This is a genomic window from Rhizobium sp. R635 (assembly GCF_002211285.1).
Classification (GTDB): domain Bacteria; phylum Pseudomonadota; class Alphaproteobacteria; order Rhizobiales; family Rhizobiaceae; genus Rhizobium.
Genome location: NZ_LOKX01000037.1, coordinates 1 through 17,436 on the forward strand (window position 1 = coordinate 1; position 17,436 = coordinate 17,436).

The window sequence follows — 17,436 nt, forward strand, 5'->3', positions numbered from 1 at the left end:
CACTCACCTCACGCACGCTACGCTTGCCGCCGCTGTAAAACTCCACAACACTCTGCTTGAACGACGTGCTGTATTTGGACATGCAAAACCCCCGAAGTTGGGTGTCCAACTTTCGGGGGTCAGTTCAGATCCGGCGGGTTTTTCATAATGAGGCGTATTGGCTTAACGCAGGCTGCTCGGATTTTGCGGCGTGCCGCCGGCGCCGCCGCCGAACAGGCTGCGGGCAGCACTCGCAGCGCTGCCGCCGGAAAGCATCTGCTGCAGGAAGGTGAGTTCCTTGCCGCCGGTCGGGGTGACGCGTGAGATCGTGTCGAACACCTTGCCGTCCTGCAGCGTATAGTTGGCGCGGCGGGTGACGACGCCGTCCTTGTCGAAATAGACGGCCAGAACGCTCTGCTCGACGACCTTCAGCTTCTGGAAGGCGACGGCGCGCGTGCGCCGCTGCGAGATGTAATAAAAGACTTCGCCGTCGAAGGTCGCCGTCGTCGACGGCGTGCCGAGCGAGAGCAACACCTGCTCGCGGCTCGAACCTTCGGGAACCAGGTTCAGCGACTGCTGATCGACGACGTAGCCCCCGTTGAGCACGGTGCTGGTCTGGCAGCCGGAAAGAGCTGAGGTGGAGGCGATTATGAAGGCAATGGCCGCGCTGCTGAAGAATTTCATGTCAGACTTGAAATACCGTTTCTTCAACGACATCTACTCCCTTGAGTGTCGATAGCAGCCATTTCGGGCCTTACACGCTTCCTCCTGCAAAACCATTGTGGCCATTCCGGGTCGAATGTCCCGAATTCGTTTCACCGACGCCTCGAAGGCGCCGTCCCGAAACCAGCCACGATCGGCATTGCAATTCGCGCCTGCTTCGGTAAACCAGCTTTCGAAATCATGCAACAAGGCCAGACGCCAGCCGGCGTGAAGAATGAGGCATTTCCGGAAAAAACAATGATCTTCGGGCTGTTCCGTAAGAAAAACAACAATCAGGCAATCGTCGACCGGCAATATGCGGCGCTGACGGCCGCCGCGCGCATGCCGGATCTTTACGAGCGGCTCAATGTGCCGGACACGGTCATGGGCCGTTTCGAAATGCTGTCGATCGCCATGATTCTGTTTTTTCGCCGCACACGCGGTTCCACCACCAGCGGCCAGGAGATCGCCCAGGAGATCGTCGACGCCTTCTTCCAGGACATCGACTATTCGATCCGCGAGCTCGGCATCGGCGATAACAGCGTGCCGAAACGCATGAAGAAACTCGCGGGCATGTTTTACGGCCGGCTCGAAGCCTATTCGAAGGCGATGGATGCCGGCGATGCCGAAGCGCTCGCTCTTGCGCTCACGCGCAATATCTACCCCGAAAGCTCGGCACCGGCCGACATGTCCGGCCTCGCCGACTGGATGATGGCCGCGGAATCCCATCTGTCCGCCGTTCCGGAAGAGCTGATCGCCACCGGTTCGGCAACGCTTCCGCCGGTTGCCCGCCCACCGGTTGCCTGAAGGAGGAAACGATGAAGAACGATCGGGACGATGTTCCCTTCTCCTATCACGTCAAGGTCGGCCATATCTCGGCCAATCCCGTCGAGGTTCATATCGAGGCCGATGCCAGCGAACTGAAGGCGCTCGCCGAGAGCTGGAGCGTCGTCTCCGTCGACGAACTCAGGGCCGATCTGCAGATCGCCCGCTGGAAACGCGACGGCGTGCGCGTCAAGGGTCGCGTACGGGCGAAGATCGTTCAGTCCTGCGTCGTCACGCTGGAGCCGGTCGAAGCCGCCATCGACGAGAGTTTCGAGCAGATTTTCGTGCCGGAGGGCTCCAAGCTTGCCCGCCAGCCCGGCAACGACGCCGGCGAGATGCTGCTCGATCCCGATGGTCCCGATCTGCCGGAGACCTTCGTCGGCGACACGATCGATGCCGGCGAGGTCGTTGCCGAATTCGCCGCACTCGCGATCGATCCCTATCCGCGCAAGCAGGGCGTCGAGTTCCAGGGCCATATCGAGGATAGCGGCGAGAACGACAAAAAGCCCTCCGCTTTCGCGGTCCTCAAGGACTGGAAAAAGGACTGAAGCACCTCTGGCATTTGACATAATTCAGTTGTAAGCGACGCCAAAACCGGTATTTTGGCCGAAATTTCGCCCTCGGCGAAAAGAAGGATCAGGGACGCGTGATCAGAATATCTCTCGACCTCATGGGTGGCGACTTTGGTCCCCAGGTTGTCATCCCCGGCGCCGCCAAGGCGCTGGAAAGGCATCCGGACATTTCCTTCGTTTTCTACGGCCTCAAGGAACAATGCGAACCGGTTTTCGCCAAGTTCCCGAAACTCAAGGAAAAATCGGTCTTTCACGATTGCGAGCTTGCAGTCAGCATGGAGGAGAAGCCGAGCCAGGCGCTGCGCCGCGGCCGCTATATCTCTACCATGTGGCGTTCGATCGAGGCGGTGAAGACCGGAGATGCCGATGTCGCGGTTTCGGCCGGCAATACCGGCGCGCTGATGGCGATGGCGAAGTTCTGTCTTCGCACCATGGCCAACATCGAGCGCCCGGCGATCGCGGCGATCTGGCCGACGCTGAAAGGCGAGAGCATCGTGCTCGATGTCGGTGCGACGATCGGCGCCGATGCGCAGCAGTTGATGGATTTCGCCCTGATGGGCGGCGCCATGGCGCGCGCGCTTTTCGAGATCGAACGTCCGACGATCGGCCTGCTGAACGTTGGTGTCGAAGAGGTGAAGGGCCAGGAAGAGGTCAAGGAGGCCGGCCGGCTGTTGCGCGAGGCGAATATCGATTCGCTCGAATATTCCGGCTTCGTCGAGGGTAACGATCTCGGCAAAGGCACGGTCGACGTCGTCGTCACCGAAGGGTTTTCCGGCAACATTGCGCTGAAGACCGCCGAAGGCACCGCCAAGCAGATTGCCGAATATCTGCGCGCCGCCATGTCGCGCACGCTGCTCGCCCGCATCGGCTACCTCTTCGCCAAGAGCGCCTTCGACATGCTGCGTGAGAAGCTCGATCCGAGCAAGGTCAATGGCGGCGTGTTTCTCGGCCTGAACGGCATCGTCATCAAGAGCCATGGCGGGGCGAACGCCGAGGGCATAGCCGCGGCCATCGAGGTCGGCTACGACATGGCTAAGAACGGCCTCAATCAGAAAATAGAAAACGATCTTAAGAAATATCATGCCAAGCGGCTGCCTCCCATGGGCCCGGAAGCGGCATGAGCTATGGGGTTCAATCGAATATGATCCGTTCAGTGGTTCGCGGGTTCGGAGCCGCACTTCCTAAGCGCGTGATGACCAATCGCGACATGGAGGCCATCGTCGATACGTCGGACGAATGGATCGTCCAGCGCACCGGCATCCGCCAGCGTTACGTCGCCGGCGATGACGAAACGACGGCTTCGCTCGGCGAGGCAGCCGCACGCGCAGCCCTTGCCAATGGCGGCCTGACGCCCGCCGATATCGATCTGGTCATCTGCGCCACCTCGACGCCCGACAACACCTTTCCGGCGACCTCGGTCAATATCCAGAACCGTCTCGGCATGAGCCACGGCTTCGCCTTCGACGTCCAGGCCGTCTGCACCGGTTTCGTCTACGCCGTCACGACAGCGGACGCCTATATCCGCGGGGGCCTTGCAAAGCGTGTTCTCGTCATCGGCGCCGAGACTTTTTCGCGCATCCTCGACTGGAACGACCGCACGACATGCGTGCTTTTCGGTGACGGGGCCGGCGCGATCGTGCTCGAAGCCGCCGAAGGCGAGGGGACGTCCGCCGATCGCGGTGTGCTGACCGCGCATCTGCGCTCAGACGGTTCGCATAAGGACAAGCTCTATGTCGATGGCGGACCGTCGAGCACGGGAACCGTCGGCAAGCTGCGCATGGAGGGCCGCGAGGTATTCAAATACGCCGTCGGCATGATCACCGATGTCATTCAGGCCGCTTTCGATTCGACCGGCACCACCGCCGAAGACCTCGATTGGCTGGTGCCGCACCAGGCCAACCGACGCATCATCGACGGGTCCGCGAAGAAGCTGAACATCGCCTCGGAGAAGGTCGTCGTCACAGTCGATCTGCACGGCAATACGTCGGCCGCCTCGATCCCGCTCGCGCTTGCGACCGCCGCCGGCGACGGCCGCATCAAGAAGGGCGACCTCGTGATGCTCGAAGCGATGGGTGGCGGCTTCACCTGGGGCGCGGTTCTGCTGCGCTGGTAAGCGTGAATCCTAAAAAACTGGCGGCGAACAAGAGCTTGACCGTAAGGCGCAAGACAAATACTCTTCGTTTGCTTTCACAAAATATTTTGTAATGGGCGGGGAAACCATGACCGGAAAAACAGTGACGCGAGCAGACCTGGCGGAATCCGTTTTCCGAAAGGTCGGTCTTTCCCGGACCGAATCCGCCGAACTTGTGGAAACCGTCATTGATGAAATCTGCAACGCCATCGTGCGTGGCGAAACCGTCAAGCTTTCCTCCTTCGCGACCTTCCAGGTGCGCGACAAGAACGAGCGCATCGGCCGCAACCCGAAGACCGGCGAGGAGGTTCCGATTTCTCCCCGCCGGGTCATGACCTTCAAGGCGTCGAACGTGCTGAAGACGCGTATCCTCAAGGCGCACATCGCCCGCAAGGTCAAGCTGAAGCCGCAAAACCCGGCTTCCTGATATCGACGTCCCCTTTTTCCCGACGACGTTTTTTCCCCTCGCGCCATCCTTGCCTGTGCGCAACGTCAAGACATGACTTGAATTGTTGGCGCCAAACCTTTGAAATATGATGAGTCGCCGTTGGATCGAGCCGCGAGGTCGCGTAGCAGTATGACGTTGGACAAGAGCCCCGATGCCTTTCGCACCATCAGCGAAGTCGCAGACGATCTTGATCTGCCGCAGCATGTGCTGCGCTTCTGGGAGACGCGATTTCCCCAGATAAAGCCGATGAAGCGCGGCGGCGGCCGTCGCTATTATCGGCCGGAGGATGTGGATCTCCTCAAGGGTATCCGCCATCTCCTTTATGATCACGGCTATACGATCAAGGGCGTGCAGAAACTTCTGAAGACCAATGGCAACAAGTTCGTCGTCTCCGTCGGCCATGGCGATCTCGCCAGCGTCGAGGCGCTTGCCTCAGGCGTGCAGGAGGCGGGCATCGGCGAACCTCGTGTCGGAATGGCCGAGGAGGACCAGATCGTCGGACGCGCCAAGCCGCCGATCACCCGCCGCTTCTTCAACTTCGTCGCCGGAGAGGATGACCAGCCGGAAGTTTCGATCGGCAAATCGAGCGTCGGCAAGGAAGACCGGGCGCTGTTGCAGGAGGCGCTTTACGATCTCTTGGAATGCAAGCGTCTGCTCGATCAAGTGCGCTGATCGGACAATTCAAACTTCGGCCAGCCGTTTCATCGCCTCTTCGAGCTCGCTGAGCTGGAAGGGTTTGCGCAGTATGGGAAGCGTGCCTGCGCTGCTGCCCTCCGGGGCGCTGCCATATCCCGTTGCATAGAGATAGGGCTTGCCGCGTTCGTCGAGCAATTTTGCGACCGGCAGCGAACTGTGGCCGGCAAGCGAGACGTCGAGGATGGCGGCGTCGAACTCCGAATCCCTGGCGGTTGCCAGCGCCCGTTCGAGATCGGGGGCGCTCGCGCAGACCCGGTAGCCGAGATCGCCGAGCATATCCTCGAGCAACATGGCGATCAGAGCATCGTCCTCGACGATGAATATGTCTTTCATGATTCCCGCCCACCCATTTCCCTTGCAGGGGATGGGGATTTATGTGGACCGCTTGGGCGGCTCGTCAAGACGTCGTGTCCGGCAGTGCGAGAAACTGCATATTGCCGGGTGAAATTCGATGTGCAAAAGCTGGAATGCCGTGTCGAAGCGGAGGGAAGAGGTCTGGGATGGATTTGCTGAGTGCCACGGACTGGTTGCGTCAAAGGCCGGCATTTACATATCCGCTGGCTTTTGCCGCCGTTGGGCTGACGTTTCTTCTGAGGCTTGCCGCCAGCGATTATCTCTCCGGGTTTCCTTTCCTGAGCTTCCTTCCGGCGATATTGTTCGCGAGCTTCATCGGCGGCGCGGGCCCGGGCCTTGTTGCGGCCATGCTCGCCGGTTTCATCGTCCAGCAGTTCTTCGTCGAGCCGCACGATGCCTTCTGGCCGGTCACTGCCGGGCAATGGGTCGGTCTTTCCACTTATTTCATCAATGCCGTGATCATCGTCGGCCTGATGGAGATGATCATCGTCGCCCATGCGAGGCAGAGCCGCCTTCGCGACGAACTCAACAGCTTCAACGAACGCCTGGAAGAGACGGTGGCTCAGCGCACTGGCGAACTCAGGCATGAAATGGAAGAGAATGCCGCCGCTCAAGCGCAGGTGCGCCAGCTGCAGAAGATGGAGACGATCGGTCAGCTGACGGGCGGCGTCGCCCATGATTTCAACAACATGCTGGCGATCATCATCGGCAATCTCGATCTCGCCCAGCGGCGCATGACCGGAAACGAAGATCCGCGCCTGCTGAACTCCCTCCAGAATGCCCGAGACGGTGCGCAGCGGGCAGCGGTGCTGACCGCGCGTCTTCTCGCTTTCTCGCGCCAGCAGCCGCTCGCCCCGGAGGTGATCGATGTCAACAAGCTGGTCGGCGGCATGTCCGAGCTGCTGCGGCGAACGCTCGGCGAGCATATCCGCATCGAGACAGTGCTTGCCGGTGGTCTTTGGCCGAGTTTTGCCGATCTCAGCCAGCTTGAGAACGCCATGCTGAACCTTGCCGTCAACGCCCGCGACGCCATGCCGGGCGGCGGTCATCTGACCATCGAGACAGCCAACGCCGAACTCGACGAGCGATATGCGCGCATGCATTCGGAGGTCGACGCCGGCCAATACGTGATGGTCAGCATCACCGACACCGGCACCGGCATGTCGCCTGATGTGATCGAGCGCGCCTTCGACCCGTTCTACACGACCAAGGGACCCGGCAAAGGGACCGGCCTCGGCCTTAGCCAGGTATATGGCTATATCAAGCAGAGCAGGGGCCACATCAAGATCTATTCCGAGATCGACAGAGGCACGACGGTGAAGATCTATCTTCCCCGGCATGTCGGCGTGGCCGATGCCCGGTCAAGCGTCGGCGCTCATCCGATCCCTCAAGGCAGCGCCAAAGACACGATTCTGGTGGTGGAGGACGATGAACACGTCCGCACCATGACCGCAGACAGCCTGCATGAGCTGGGTTACAGCGTATTGCAGGCGGCGAGCGGCACTGAGGCGCTTCTCCTTCTCGAGGAAAATGCGGCGGTGGATTTGGTCTTCACCGACATCGTCATGCCTGAGATGAGCGGGCGCCAGCTTGCCGACGTCGTCCAGGAAAGATGGCCGAGCATCCGGATCCTCTATACGACGGGCTACACTCGCAACGCCATCGTCCACAATGGCGTGCTCGATCATGGAGTTTCCCTGCTCGCCAAGCCTTTCAGCCTGGAGCAGCTGGCCCATAAGATCAGGGATATCTTGAATGTGCCGGCAAGAACGGAAGACGAGCGGACGTGAGGCCGCACGTCCGCAGCCTTCCGATCGCGTTATTCCAGAACCTGAATCACGCGATGCGTCTGCGGCTCGACGATGACGCGCCGGTCGTTGACGACGGTATAGGCGTAGCCGTCGATATTGGGCACGGTATGGATTTCAACCGTATCAGGCAGCGTCGTGCCGACCACGACGTCACCGTCATAGACGACGGACGGCGTGTCTTGCTCCATCACATAAGTGCGCACCTCGCCGGGCAATACGACAGTTGAGCTCGTCGGTGCCGGATCGGTAACGATGACGCTGCTCTGTGCAAAAGCGGAGGAGCAGATGGTCAGCATGGCGGCCGCAGCCAGCATGGTCTTGCGCATGGGTGTCTCCTTTTCCTACCCCAGATATCAAGGCAACGCCGGCCATGCGGCATGGTTCCCACTTCGGCTTTTTCGCTCTGCGTATCGGCGTCGTGACGGATTGCCCCGAAATTGGGGTCGGATAGAGCGTGTCGCGCAAAAGTGTGCAGCGGTATTGCGTTAACGACATGCGTAAAACAAAGACCTAAAGCGCGAAGAGCGAATCTGAAAGATCGCGACGCGCTTTAGACGCTCCTATTCCGACCATTCCCGCACCGACAAAGGGTAGAAGAGAACGATTAAGTTGTTGGCGAATCAATTCACGCATCATACGGTTGAGTTGTCCGAACAACGTCCAGCATGAGTCTATCCGGTGACGCCAAGGGCCGGTTCGTTACTCTTCGTTAACCATGTTGGCAGCTTATGTCCGGTAAACGGCCGGCTGGTCGTTGATTCGAAGATCCTTCGCGTTTCGGCTTGCGAATGGATATCTGGAAAAACGATTGCGGCGGCTCGATTTATGCACTTGCGGAAAATGATATCGCTAGTGGCCGTGGCGGGTATAATGGCCGGCTGCACATCGACAGGCGGTGTGCGCCAACCTTCCGGGCCGGAGACCGTTGCGCCTGAAAAGGCGCTTGTCTTGCCGCCGCCGGGCGGGCCGTCGATCGTCAGCGTCGTTGAACGCAAGCGCGGCAACGGTGTCGAGCAGACGATCTCGCTGTTCACCTCATCCTCCGTGCCCGGCCAGAACTTTCTGAAGGCGCAATTCCTCGGCGCTTCCGGAGCCAATCGCGGCACCGGCAACGCGGGTTTCAGCATGATCAACGAGAGCGGTATTGCCCGTGAAGTGGCCCGCTCGGTTCCCGGCGTGCCGATGGGAACGTCGGCGACCTTTCTGCAGAACAGTTACGGGCCCTTTGGCTATGCCTCCGGCCGAAGCCGCGCCGGCGACACGTGCATCTATGCCTGGCAGCAGATCCGTTCGAGCGCGTCCGCCAATACCCAGGCGCGCAATTTCGGCATGATCCAGCTGCGTTTGCGTCTTTGCGACGCGAGGGCAAGTGAGCGTCAGCTGCTCGGCATCGTCTACGGCTACACCGTTACCGGCACTTTCGACGGCGAGATCTGGAACCCTTATGGCAATCCGTCGCCCGCCGACGCGGCGCTGGGCAGCACCGGTCAGCCGATCTACCCCGACGAAGGCGGTTATCGCGCCAGCCCGATGCCGATCGGCTACGAGCCGGCGCCCGCCATTGCCAGCCGGCCGCGGACAGCCCCTGTTCGCAGCGCCCCGGCTTCGCAACCGTCTCAGAATATTGCGCCGCTGCCGGCACCCATAGGTCCGCGCGTGCCGCTGCCGGGCGAGGCGCCGCAGACGAGCGCAAAGCCGATACCGGCGGAAGCGCCAGTTCAACAATCCGCAAGGGCGATCGGCGTCACCGTGCCGTCGCCGGACTGCATAGGCGATGCGGCCATGACGGCCGCCTGCCGGAAATAATGAGCATGTCCGGAGCGCCGGATGGTGCCCCGGTTGAGCAATTTCGAAGGAACGTCGATGCGCAAAGCCCGCAGTGTCATCATATGGGCCGTGGTTTCGCTCTGCATAATCGTGCTGATCACGCTGCCGGTCAATCTGCAGACCCAGCTCATCACCAGCATCACGGTCGTGACCATCATGGCGCTGATCAAGATTCTGAAGGGCGAGGGGACATGGCGCCTCGTGGCGCTCGCCTTCGGCACGTCGATCGTGCTGCGTTATGTCTACTGGCGCACCACCAACACGCTTCCGCCTTTGAACCAGCCGGAGAACTTCATTCCCGGTCTGCTGCTCTATCTTGCCGAAATGTACAGCGTTGCGATGCTGGCGCTCAGCCTCTTCATCGTTGCCACGCCGTTGCCCTCGCGCCCCTCGCGCGCCGCCAATCCCGGGCGGCTGCCCCATGTCGACGTCTTCGTGCCATCCTATAACGAGGATGCCGGGCTTCTCGGCAACACGCTGGCCGCCGCAAAGGCCATGGATTATCCGGCCGACAAGCTGCATGTCTGGCTGCTCGACGATGGCGGTACCCTGCAGAAGCGCAATTCCGGCAAGCTGCTGGAGGCCCAGGCGGCGGCGGCCCGCCATGCCGAGCTGAAGCAGCTCTGTGAGGATCTCGACGTCCACTACCTCACGCGTGATCGCAACGAGCACGCCAAGGCCGGCAATCTCAACAACGGCATGAAACATTCGACCGGCGAGCTCATTGCCGTGTTCGACGCGGACCACGCGCCGGCCCGCGATTTCCTGCTCGAGACGGTCGGCTATTTCGAAGACGATCCGAAGCTCTTCCTCGTCCAGACCCCGCACTTCTTCATCAATCCCGATCCGCTGGAGCGCAACCTGCGAACCTTCGACAGGATGCCCAGCGAAAACGAAATGTTCTACGGCATCATCCAGCGCGGCCTCGATAAATGGAACGCCGCCTTCTTCTGCGGCTCGGCCGCGGTTTTGAGCCGCAGGGCGCTCGAATCCCAGAACGGCTTTTCCGGCATCAGCATCACCGAGGATTGTGAGACCGCATTGGCGCTGCACGGCAGCGGCTGGAACAGTATTTATGTCGACAAGCCTCTGATCGCCGGTCTGCAGCCGGCGACCTTCGCCAGCTTCATCGGCCAGCGCAGCCGCTGGGCGCAGGGCATGATGCAGATCCTGCGCTTCCGGTTCCCGCTTCTGAAGCGCGGGCTGTCGATCCCGCAGCGTCTTTGCTACATGTCCTCGACGCTTTTCTGGCTCTTCCCGTTCCCGCGCACGATCTTTCTGTTTGCGCCGCTCTTCTATCTGTTTTTCGATCTGGAAATCTTCACGGCCTCCGGCGGCGAGTTCCTCGCCTATACGCTGGCCTACATGCTCGTGAACCTGATGATGCAGAACTATCTCTACGGGTCGTTCCGTTGGCCATGGATTTCCGAGCTGTACGAATACGTGCAGACCGTGCATCTGCTGCCGGCCGTCGTCTCGGTGATGCTCAATCCGCGCAAGCCGACCTTCAAGGTCACCGCCAAGGACGAATCGATCTCCGTCAGCCGGCTGTCGGAGATCAGTCGTCCGTTCTTCGTCATCTTCGCGGTGCAGATCGTCGCGCTCGTCATCACCATCTACAGGATCTATGCCGAGCCCTATAAGGCCGACGTCACGCTCGTCGTCGGCGGCTGGAACATCATCAACCTGATCATGGCAGGCTGCGCCCTTGGTGTCGTATCCGAGCGCGGCGAGCGCGCCTTGTCCCGCCGCGTTCGCGTCAACCGGCGCTGCGAATTCGGCGCAAACGGCAAATGGTACGCGGCCTCGATCGAGGACGTCTCTGTCCACGGCGCCAGGCTTCATATTTTCAACAAGCATCTCGATGAGATGCTGGTCGGCGCCCTCGGCGAAATTCGCTTCCGGCCCTATAGCGGCGCGGATCTGGAAACCCTGCCGCTCATCGTCCGCAACATCGAGCCGTCCGGCGACATCTCCAATGTCGGCTGCCAGTACGTGCCGAAAAGCGCGCTCGACCATCGCCTGATCGCCGACCTGATGTTTGCCAATTCCGACCAGTGGACCCAGTTCCAGGCCTCGCGCCGCCGCAATCCCGGCATCATCCGCGGCACGATCTGGTTCCTTGGCCTGTCGTTCTACCAGACGAGCCGCGGCTTGATCTATCTCTTCCGCAGCATGCGGCCGGAAAAGGAAGCCCAGCAGCAGACGGCAAAGGTCAACGCCGGATGAGAAAAATCGTCGCCGCGTCGCTCCTTTTGCTGAATGCTTCCGCCTTCGCCCAGGCGCAGACGGCACCCTTCGATATGTCCGGCGAGCGGCCGCCCGGCGCCTCCGCTGCCCCGAGATTGACGCCTGCGGCCCCGGCGCCGGTTCCCGTCACGCCGCCCATTTCCGTCGCGCCCGCGGCTCCGGCTGCCGTTCCTCCAGCGATTGCCGCTCAGCCGCAGACGGCGCCACAGCCCGCCGCGGCGGCAAATCCCGCTTCGCCAGCACGCTCGGGCGATGTTCGCCGCTATGTCTTGCCCTTCTCGAAGCTGAGCCTCGCCGGGGAATATGACCGCCGGTCGTGGTCCGTCTATCTGACGCCGGAGCAGGCGGCGGCCAAGGCAAGCTTCACCTTCGCCTATCAGAATGCGATCGTGGTGGCGCCCGAGGCGTCGACGCTGACCATCTATCTCAACAACCGCCCGATCGGCCAACAGCGTGTCGGTTCGCCGGATGGGTCAACGGCGGTCACGTTCGAAATTCCCTCCGGTTTGCTGCAGCCGGGTGCCAACCTCGTGACCTTTGAAGCCGTTCAGCGCCACCGCACCGATTGCAGCATTCAGTCCACTTATGAGCTGTGGTCGAACATCGATCCGGCCGGAACCTATCTGAGCTTCGCCGGCAAGGATGCCGCCCAGCTATCGAGCGCGGACGCGATCCGCGCCATCGGCGTCGACAGCGCCGGCAAGACGGAGTTCGACATCGTTGTCCCGGCTCTGGAACAGCCGGGAACCACCAAGCCTCTGCTGCGGCTGGCGCAGGGCCTGTCGGTGCTGAGCAGCATGCCGAACCAGGTCTTCGCCTTCGCCACCGACTCGCTTCCGGCCGCCGGCCCAGGCAAGCTCAGCGTGCTCGTCGGCACTGCGGCAGAGCTGCGGCCGCTCTTTCCCGGCCTGCCGCCCGAGGCCGCAAGCGCGGCACTCGCCACTTTCGTCACTGATCCGCGCAGCGGCTCGCCGGTGCTCCTGATCAGCGGCCCCTCCTGGCAGGCGGTTTCTTCGGCGATCGATACCATCGTCGCCCCGACGGACAGATCCCCGGATATTCGCCGCGATGCGCTGACCACCGAGCGCTGGAGCGCGCCGAATGCGCCGCTCGTCTTTTCCGATACGAGCGTTGCCCTGTCGCAACTCGGCGTGAAGACCACCGAATTTTCAGGGCGGCGGCTCCGAACCAGCTTTAACATTGCCGTCCCGGCCGATTTTTATGCCAATGCTTACGGCGAGGCGAAGGTGCTGCTCGACGCCGCCTATACCGATAGCGTCCTGCCGGGCAGCCATATCGATATCTACGTCAACGACAACATCGCCTCCACCGTGCCGATCACCACGACATCAGGCGGCATTCTCCGTCATCTGCCGATCCGCATGACGATGCGTCACTTCAAGCCCGGCCTCAATTCGGTGGCGATCGAGGCGATCCTGATGACCAAGGACGATGCGGCCTGTGCGCCGGGAACGGCGGCTGGCGCCAATCCGCGCTTTGCCCTGTTCGATACGACCGAGCTGCATATTCCGGATTTTGCGCGCGTCGGCCAGCGTCCGAACCTTGCCGCGATGGCCGGCACCGCCTATCCCTATGGGCGCTCTACGGAGCCTGTGCCGCTCTTCATCGACCGTGTCGATCCCGATACGCTTTCGGCCGCGGCGACGCTGCTTGGCCAGATGGCGATCATGGCAGGCCATCCGATCCCCCTTGAAACCGTCGCCTCGCCGAATACGATCGGCGATCGCGATGCGATCTTCATCGGTTCGATCTCGCAGATGCCGGCGACCGTGCTGACGCAGGCGAATATCTCCACCACCAGCCAGGCCTCGTGGCGTCCCGTCGTCGATACGCAAACGGACGTCGTCGATACCGGCGCCGCCTTCGAACAGTGGAATTCCAAGGTCAGCGGCGGCGTATTGCGCAGCCGGATCACCGCCTTCCGCGAATGGCTGTGGCGCAATTTCGATATTTCCCGCAGTTCACTGCAGTTCGTTCCCGGCGCCGAGGAGATTTTTACGCCGTCCAACGCCGCCACGCTTCTGGTCGCTCAGGGCGCCAGCCCCGCGGGCGGCGGCTCATGGACCGTGGTGACGGCGCCGTCGGCGAAGGATTTGCGCGAAGGGCTCGAGGCCGTGACCGAGCAACTGAACTGGCCGCAGATGTCAGGCCACATCACCGCCTATTCGGGCAAGACAGGCAAGATCGACACCGTGCCCGTCACTCGCTTCGATTTCGTGCCGTCCACGCCCTGGTCTATCCGCAATTACCGCCTGATCGCCGCCAATTGGCTGTCGACGAATATTCTCTCCTATGCCTTCCTGCTGGTCGTCTTCGTGCTGCTGATCGGCATCGCCACGTCCAGCATGCTCAAAAGTCTGGGCCGGTCGAAATGAGAGGATGGACCACGCTCATGTTTGCGGCAACGGTCGCGCTTACACCCGTGGGCTCGTCCACGGCCGCGCAGCAGGCGATGATCAATGCAGGGGCATGGTCCGCCTATAAGGCGAAGTTTCTCGATGCGTCCGGCCGCATCGTCGATAACGGCAACGGCAACATCAGCCACAGCGAAGGGCAGGGCTACGGCATGCTGCTCGCCTACCTCTCGGCAAGCCCGGCCGATTTCGAACAGATCTGGTATTTTACCCGTACGGAACTGCTGCTGCGCGACGATGGCCTGGCCGTGTGGAAGTGGGATCCGAACGTCAAACCGCATGTCACCGACACCAACAATGCCTCCGACGGCGACATGCTGATCGCCTATGCGCTGGCACTCGCCGGTACGGCGTGGAAACGCGACGACTATATCCTCGCCGCTTCCCGCATGGCGCAGTCGCTGCTTTCAGAAACCGTGGTTCGGACGGGCGGCCGGACGCTTTTGATGCCGGGGAGCGAAGGCTTTACCGCCGCCGATCGCGACGACGGTCCCGTCGTCAACCCGTCCTACTGGATCTTTGAGGCGATCCCCGTGATGGCCGCGCTTGCTCCGTCGGATGATTGGAAAAAACTGTCCGAAGACGGCGTATCGTTGTTGAGTACCATGCAGTTCGGCCCGCGCAAGCTTCCGGCCGAGTGGGTGAGCCTGCACGGCCAGCCCCGACCGGCGCAGGGCTTCGATGCCGAATTCGCCTATAACGCTCTCCGAATCCCGCTTTATCTCGTGCGCGGCGGCGTCGCCGACAAGGCGCTGCTGACCCGTCTGCAGCAGGGCATGTCACAGAACGGCCTTCCCGCCACCATCGATCTGACCACCGGCCGGCCGAAGGCCGTGCTGTCGGACCCCGGTTATCGAATTGTTAACGATGTTGTGGCCTGTGTAGTCGATGGGACCAAGCTGCCGGCTTCGGCCCTGCAATTTGCGCCCGCACTCTATTATCCGTCTACGCTTCAACTACTGGGGCTGGCCTATATTGGGGAGAAGCATCCGGAGTGTCTGTGAAGTCTTCTCTCGTGGCGATTTCGGCAGCAGCGGTGGTGGCGACACTCGTCACCGGGCTGAAGGATCGCGGCGCGTTGCAGGAAAAGTTCGGCCTTGGGCCTGACGCCAAGCCGGCGCCGGAGCTGATGATGATGGGCCGCATCAAGCCGGCCGAAGCCCCGGTCGGCAATTCAGAATTCAACGTGCAGAACGTTGCCGATAAGATCGAGGCGATTACCTCTCCGCCGCCGGCACCGGTCGCACCCGAGGCGGAAACGGCTACGCCGCAGCCTGCGGCACCGCAACCCGTTGCGCCACAGACGACCGCCGAGCCGACGCCGGTTGCGCCTCCTATCGTCTCGGCGACGCCGGCGCCGCAACAGCCCGCGGCACAGCCGCAGCCCGCCGTCGATGAAAGCGCGCTCCGCTATTTCGCCAGCCGCGGCGACAAGGTGCGCCTGCAGGCCGAAATCTCCCGGCTTCAGGCGCTCTATCCGGACTGGGTTCCTCCGGCCGATCCGCTCGCCGTGCCGCAGAATGGCGACAAGCGGCTCGAGGCCATGTGGCGGCTTTATTCCGACGGCCGCTATGCCGAGGTGCGCAAGGCGATCGCCGACCGTCAGGCGGAGGATGCCGGATGGCAGCCGCCGGCCGACCTGCTCGACCGCCTCGGCGTCGTCGAAGCCCGTGCCCGTCTCGTCAACGCCTCGGACCTCAAGCAATATGCGACGGTGGTCGATATCGCTGCCGCAACGCCGAGCCTGCTGACGTGCAGCGAAGTCGACGTTCTCTGGCGCGTCGCCGAAGCCTTCATACATACGGAAAGGGCGCAGCGCGGACAGGATGCCTACACCTATATATTGAAGAACTGCGCCGATCCCGCCGAGCGGCGAGCGACGGTCGAAAAGGCCTCGACGCTGCTTGGCTACCAGCCGATGCAGGCGCTGCTTTCGCTGGAGAAGCCTGCGAACGACGGCAGCAGGGAATTCGACGCGATCCGCGACAACCTTGCGCGGCGCTTCGTGGCCGAAGGCAATGAAGATCCGAAGCTCGCTATTGCGCCCGATTATATCGCCCGTCTTGAAAAACTCGCCGAAACCCAGGGACTTGCCTCCGATGCGCTGCTGCTCGGCTGGTATCAGCTCCGCCGCAACAATGATGCCGATGCCGAAAAGTGGTTCCGCGCCGGCCGCGCCAAGGAGGATTCGGCCGCCGCTTCGCAGGGGCTGGCGCTGGCGTTGATCGCCCGCAAGGCGCCTGAGGAGGCCGAAGACGTGATGTTCCGTTGGCGGGCCGATTCCGACGATGCGACATCGACCTATCTGGCCGCCACCGCCAACCTGATGGCGTTGCAGCCGCCGGCCGATCTGCCCGAAGACGTGCTGCACCGTATCGCTGCGGAAACCATCGCCCGGAAATACGCGCCGACGGCGCAGCAGTTCGGCTGGTACGCCCGCTCCCTCAACCAGTTCCAGACCGCTGCCCGCTGGTTCGAGACGGCGCTTGCCTGGAAACCCGATGACGAACCCTCCGCCTACGGCCTCGTCATCACCCGCGAACAGCTGGGCGACCGCAAAGGCGTGAGCGATATTCAGAATGCCTGGGCTGGCCGCTCGGCCCGGATCGCCAATCTCGAGGACACCTCTTCGCTGGCGCCGAATGCCGTCATGCCATCGCCGGAAAAGGTTGAGGTCACTCCGCAGCAACCGGCTCCTCAGCCGTCGACGCAGCCGCCGGAGCGCCCTGCCGCGGTCGAGCCGCTTCCGGCCGAGCGCCGTACCGTTCCACAGCTGGAGCCGGACGCGGCCGTTCGCGCGGCAAGGCCCGCAATGCAGACGGTGACCGTCGAGCGTGGTCCGCGCCAAACGCGCGGCTGCTCGACGACCGTCGATGCCGGGCAGCTGAGCCCGAACGACGCGCTGTCGCGCGGCTGGTGCCTGATGGAACTCAATCGGCCGATGGAAGCAATCTCCGCCTTCGAGGCGGCATTGCAGAGTCCTGTGCGCAAGGTTCGCGAGGACGCAGCCTATGGCCAAAGCCTTGCCTATCTTCGTGCCGGTCTTTCCAGCAACGCTGCCGTCGCGGCCACCAAGGCGCCGCAGAGCCGCCAGCGCGCCGCCGAGCTCCAGGTGGCGATCCTCGCCGATCGCGCCCTTTCGGCCTTCGACGCAAAGCGTTATCGCGAAACCCTCATCTATCTCGATCAGCGCGCCCAGTTGCAGCAGGAACGCATCGACCTGATGGTCCTGCGCGGCTATTGCTATCTCAATCTGAAAATGTACGACGATGCGGGCCGCATCTTCCAGGCTGCCGCTGCGACCGGCAGCCGCGATGCCGCCCGCGGCCTTGCCGATCTGCGCGAGGCGACCCACCCCGACGTCAACGACTGACGTTGACGTCGCCTCCGCTCTCCGCTACTCGCC

General features: G+C 62.2%; 15 protein-coding genes. 12 read left to right on the forward strand and 3 right to left on the reverse strand.

Going from position 1 to position 17,436, the window contains the following annotated elements:
• Positions 1-162: 162 nt before the first annotated feature.
• A complete protein-coding gene (locus ATY78_RS26980) occupies positions 163-696 on the reverse strand; it encodes an outer membrane protein assembly factor BamE (RefSeq protein ID WP_088685369.1) in 534 nt (177 codons plus the stop codon).
• A gap of 186 nt (positions 697-882) precedes the next feature.
• Between ATY78_RS26980 and ATY78_RS26985 the strand changes: the two genes are divergently transcribed.
• From ATY78_RS26985 to ATY78_RS27010, 6 genes are all read left to right on the forward strand, one after another.
• Complete coding sequence (locus ATY78_RS26985; protein WP_088685370.1) at positions 883-1,488, forward strand: ubiquinol-cytochrome C chaperone family protein; 606 nt, start codon at positions 883-885, stop codon at positions 1,486-1,488.
• Positions 1,489-1,499: 11 nt separating this feature from the next.
• Positions 1,500-2,054 carry a DUF177 domain-containing protein gene (locus ATY78_RS26990; RefSeq protein ID WP_088685371.1) on the forward strand — a complete coding sequence of 185 codons (555 nt, stop codon included), beginning with the start codon at positions 1,500-1,502 and terminating at the stop codon, positions 2,052-2,054.
• 98 nt (positions 2,055-2,152) lie between these two features.
• Positions 2,153-3,199 (forward strand): phosphate acyltransferase PlsX, encoded by a 1,047-nt coding sequence (gene plsX, locus ATY78_RS26995; protein WP_088685372.1) that lies wholly within the window; start codon positions 2,153-2,155, stop codon positions 3,197-3,199.
• Positions 3,200-3,219: 20 nt separating this feature from the next.
• Entirely contained in the window at positions 3,220-4,191 is a 972-nt protein-coding gene (locus ATY78_RS27000; protein ID WP_088685516.1) for a beta-ketoacyl-ACP synthase III, read from the forward strand.
• A 106-nt stretch (positions 4,192-4,297) separates the two neighbouring features.
• The gene (locus ATY78_RS27005; protein ID WP_088685373.1) at positions 4,298-4,636 is read left to right on the forward strand and encodes an integration host factor subunit alpha; all 339 of its coding nucleotides are present in this window, start codon (positions 4,298-4,300) and stop codon (positions 4,634-4,636) included.
• A gap of 150 nt (positions 4,637-4,786) precedes the next feature.
• Positions 4,787-5,329 (forward strand): MerR family transcriptional regulator, encoded by a 543-nt coding sequence (locus tag ATY78_RS27010; RefSeq protein ID WP_088685374.1) that lies wholly within the window; start codon positions 4,787-4,789, stop codon positions 5,327-5,329.
• Positions 5,330-5,338: 9 nt separating this feature from the next.
• Here ATY78_RS27010 and ATY78_RS27015 read toward each other — a convergent pair whose 3' ends face one another.
• On the reverse strand, positions 5,339-5,686 hold the full coding sequence (locus ATY78_RS27015; RefSeq protein WP_088685375.1) for a response regulator: 348 nt from the start codon (positions 5,684-5,686) through the stop codon (positions 5,339-5,341).
• Between the two features lie 167 nt (positions 5,687-5,853).
• Between ATY78_RS27015 and ATY78_RS27020 the strand changes: the two genes are divergently transcribed.
• Positions 5,854-7,497 (forward strand): response regulator, encoded by a 1,644-nt coding sequence (locus tag ATY78_RS27020; protein WP_088685376.1) that lies wholly within the window; start codon positions 5,854-5,856, stop codon positions 7,495-7,497.
• Positions 7,498-7,526: 29 nt separating this feature from the next.
• Here ATY78_RS27020 and ATY78_RS27025 read toward each other — a convergent pair whose 3' ends face one another.
• Entirely contained in the window at positions 7,527-7,844 is a 318-nt protein-coding gene (locus tag ATY78_RS27025) for a DUF1236 domain-containing protein (RefSeq protein ID WP_088685377.1), read from the reverse strand.
• 499 nt (positions 7,845-8,343) lie between these two features.
• On the opposite strand from ATY78_RS27025, the gene bcsN reads away from it, so the two are divergent.
• The 5 genes from bcsN to ATY78_RS27050 are packed head-to-tail and all read left to right on the forward strand — an operon-like array spanning position 8,344 to position 17,403.
• The gene (gene bcsN / locus ATY78_RS27030; RefSeq protein ID WP_088685378.1) at positions 8,344-9,324 is read left to right on the forward strand and encodes a cellulose biosynthesis protein BcsN; all 981 of its coding nucleotides are present in this window, start codon (positions 8,344-8,346) and stop codon (positions 9,322-9,324) included.
• A 57-nt stretch (positions 9,325-9,381) separates the two neighbouring features.
• Entirely contained in the window at positions 9,382-11,574 is a 2,193-nt protein-coding gene (gene bcsA, locus ATY78_RS27035; protein ID WP_088685517.1) for a UDP-forming cellulose synthase catalytic subunit, read from the forward strand.
• Complete coding sequence (locus ATY78_RS27040; RefSeq protein ID WP_088685379.1) at positions 11,571-13,991, forward strand: cellulose biosynthesis cyclic di-GMP-binding regulatory protein BcsB; 2,421 nt, start codon at positions 11,571-11,573, stop codon at positions 13,989-13,991. Before bcsA ends, ATY78_RS27040 begins: the two co-directional genes overlap by 4 nt.
• Positions 13,988-15,034 (forward strand): glycosyl hydrolase family 8, encoded by a 1,047-nt coding sequence (locus tag ATY78_RS27045; protein ID WP_088685380.1) that lies wholly within the window; start codon positions 13,988-13,990, stop codon positions 15,032-15,034. Before ATY78_RS27040 ends, ATY78_RS27045 begins: the two co-directional genes overlap by 4 nt.
• Positions 15,031-17,403, forward strand: coding sequence for a cellulose synthase (locus ATY78_RS27050; RefSeq protein ID WP_088685381.1), 2,373 nt, complete (start codon positions 15,031-15,033; stop codon positions 17,401-17,403). Before ATY78_RS27045 ends, ATY78_RS27050 begins: the two co-directional genes overlap by 4 nt.
• Positions 17,404-17,436 lie beyond the last annotated feature (33 nt).

What these genes read in the sequence shown, in the direction of transcription:
- ATY78_RS26980 (WP_088685369.1), bottom strand. Translation starts at nt 696, where the DNA reads ATGTCGTTGAAGAAACGGTATTTCAAGTCTGACATGAAATTCTTCAGC.
- ATY78_RS26985 (WP_088685370.1), top strand. Translation starts at nt 883, where the DNA reads ATGCAACAAGGCCAGACGCCAGCCGGCGTGAAGAATGAGGCATTTCCG.
- ATY78_RS26990 (WP_088685371.1), top strand. Translation starts at nt 1,500, where the DNA reads ATGAAGAACGATCGGGACGATGTTCCCTTCTCCTATCACGTCAAGGTC.
- ATY78_RS27000 (WP_088685516.1), top strand. Translation starts at nt 3,220, where the DNA reads ATGATCCGTTCAGTGGTTCGCGGGTTCGGAGCCGCACTTCCTAAGCGC.
- ATY78_RS27005 (WP_088685373.1), top strand. Translation starts at nt 4,298, where the DNA reads ATGACCGGAAAAACAGTGACGCGAGCAGACCTGGCGGAATCCGTTTTC.
- ATY78_RS27010 (WP_088685374.1), top strand. Translation starts at nt 4,787, where the DNA reads ATGACGTTGGACAAGAGCCCCGATGCCTTTCGCACCATCAGCGAAGTC.
- ATY78_RS27015 (WP_088685375.1), bottom strand. Translation starts at nt 5,686, where the DNA reads ATGAAAGACATATTCATCGTCGAGGACGATGCTCTGATCGCCATGTTG.
- ATY78_RS27020 (WP_088685376.1), top strand. Translation starts at nt 5,854, where the DNA reads ATGGATTTGCTGAGTGCCACGGACTGGTTGCGTCAAAGGCCGGCATTT.
- ATY78_RS27025 (WP_088685377.1), bottom strand. Translation starts at nt 7,844, where the DNA reads ATGCGCAAGACCATGCTGGCTGCGGCCGCCATGCTGACCATCTGCTCC.
- bcsN (WP_088685378.1), top strand. Translation starts at nt 8,344, where the DNA reads ATGCACTTGCGGAAAATGATATCGCTAGTGGCCGTGGCGGGTATAATG.
- bcsA (WP_088685517.1), top strand. Translation starts at nt 9,382, where the DNA reads ATGCGCAAAGCCCGCAGTGTCATCATATGGGCCGTGGTTTCGCTCTGC.
- ATY78_RS27040 (WP_088685379.1), top strand. Translation starts at nt 11,571, where the DNA reads ATGAGAAAAATCGTCGCCGCGTCGCTCCTTTTGCTGAATGCTTCCGCC.
- ATY78_RS27045 (WP_088685380.1), top strand. Translation starts at nt 13,988, where the DNA reads ATGAGAGGATGGACCACGCTCATGTTTGCGGCAACGGTCGCGCTTACA.